Genomic DNA, 1,986 nt, shown 5'->3' with positions numbered 1-1,986 from the left:
AGGTGCGCAGCCGGCCCGTGCTGGACGCCTTTTTGGCGTGGCTTAAAAACCAAAAAGCCCGGGTACTGCCCAAAAGTTCCTTTGGGCAGGCGATTTACTATTGCCTGGGCCAGTGGGATAAACTCGTCGCCTTCTTGCAAGACGGGCGTCTGGAACTCGACAACAACCGCAGCGAGCGCTCGATCAAGCCGTTCGTCATCGGCCGTAAGAACTGGTTATTTGCCAACACCCAGCGTGGTGCTAAAGCCAGCGCCATTACCTACAGCATCATAGAAACGGCCAAGGAAAACGGGTTAAATTCCTTCCACTATCTCATTTACCTCTTCGAAAAACTTCCCAACCTGGACCTCCAGGACAAAAATGCCCTGGATCAACTCCTGCCGTGGTCGGAAACTTTGCCTCCTATTTGCCGGATGAATAATTAAGCTTGTTTTAGCCCCCACCTCAGATGCAAAGGTGGGGGTTATTTTACGCTTACGCTCCTTAGGGGTTTTTGCCAGGGTATCCGGGAACAAACAGCACGGATTAACTGGCATCAATTACTGGTAGTTTCATGTAATGCCAATAAAAATTCGGCTGGAGACAGTATACAAGGTGGGGGTTATTTTACGCTTACTTAGTAACAGCCGCCGGGGTCGAAAGAGCCCCCGATTAGTCTCTTGCCGCAGTTAAAAAAACCGGCACCCCCTTTCTCCGGGAGCCGGCTATTTTGAATTTAATCTTTCATGCCTGACCTGCAAAGCCGATGGTTGTGACCATACCAATAACCACCATCTTTAAAGAGAAACATGATATTCACTAGATAATTTCTCTAAGTCCTTTAATACATCGCCACCAATAGGTATTCCGTTTTTCATTCTATCTTGCTCCTCACGGTATTCAATTTCCCCTGGTAAGAACACTTCATTTACACCGGGAAGTAACTCAGAGGCTTTAATTTGGGCACATAATCTTTCAAGCCTTTCTTTAAAAACATCCACTTCCATGAAGCTTGATATGTTAATTGCCATCATAAAATTGCCAACAGCTGAGGGGCGAGACATATCATATAGCATGCCAACATCCTTACCAAAGGCAGCACCAGTCATCACACCAGCTAAAATATCAATTACTAAAGCCAGCCCATATCCCTTAGGACCTCCAATTGATAATAAGATACCTTCTAAAGCTTCTTGTGGATCTTCCGTTGGACGCCCATCTTTAGTTAAAGCCCAACCCAGTGGTATCTTTTTCCCCATTTTTTTGTATAAGGTTATTTTATCTCTAGCCACTACAGAAGTTGCCATGTCCAATACAATTGGAAATTCCATTTTGGTGGGTATTGCTACGGCCAGGGGGTTGGTTCCCAGGGTCAACGATGTGCCTCCCCACGGTGGCAGGGTAGGGGCGGCATTACTAACAACAACACCAATCATGTCATACTTAAGAGCCTCCATAGCTACTAAGGCACCTGCTCCAAAATTATGGCTGTTGGCTACACCGGCTACTCCGACGCCGTATTTAAGGGCTCTGTTAACACATTCCTGCATTGCTTTATGAGCAACTATCTGGCCAAAACCGTTTCCCCCATCTATCAAAACAGAAGCATAATTGTCCCTCAGCAGTCTGATTTCAGCCCGGGAATTAATTAAACCTTCCTTAACTCTTTGAGTATATATCGGCAAGCGCTGAATTCCATGGGAATCCACCCCGCGAAGATTGGCCCTAACTAAAGAGCTACCAACAATCTCTGCCCCCTCTTTAGAAACGCCAACTTTTTCTATAATTTCTACACAAAATTTCTTTAGCCGCAAGTAATCGAACCGTTTCGTCTCTAAGGAACTGGTCATAAACAATATACCCCCATTTAATATAGTTAAATCCCACATTCCGCACCTTTGGATATAATTACCAATGTTTACTTGGAGCACTAAAAAATACTCCTACCCACCACCGCGGGGTGGGAAAAGGTAAATTTCCTTGCCGAAACCAGCAAGTTCAAGGGCT

Annotated in this window: 2 protein-coding genes; one reads left to right on the top strand and one right to left on the bottom strand. The window is 45.5% G+C overall.

Translation table 11 applies throughout. From position 1 onward, the window contains the following. On the top strand, positions 1-425 hold a 425-nt coding region (locus MOMUL_RS15090; protein WP_153018429.1), incomplete at its 5' end, for an IS66 family transposase. A gap of 351 nt (positions 426-776) precedes the next feature. Here MOMUL_RS15090 and MOMUL_RS15085 read toward each other — a convergent pair. Beyond that, the gene (locus MOMUL_RS15085; RefSeq protein ID WP_062286222.1) at positions 777-1,910 is read right to left on the bottom strand and encodes an Ldh family oxidoreductase; all 1,134 of its coding nucleotides are present in this window, start codon (positions 1,908-1,910) and stop codon (positions 777-779) included. Between the last annotated feature and the right edge of the window lie 76 nt (positions 1,911-1,986).

Source organism: Moorella mulderi DSM 14980, assembly GCF_001594015.1.
Classification (GTDB): Bacteria; Bacillota; DSM-521; order Neomoorellales; family Neomoorellaceae; genus Neomoorella; species Neomoorella mulderi.
Note: the sequence above shows the minus strand (reverse complement) of the source record. Positions and strands in the feature narration are given on the sequence as shown.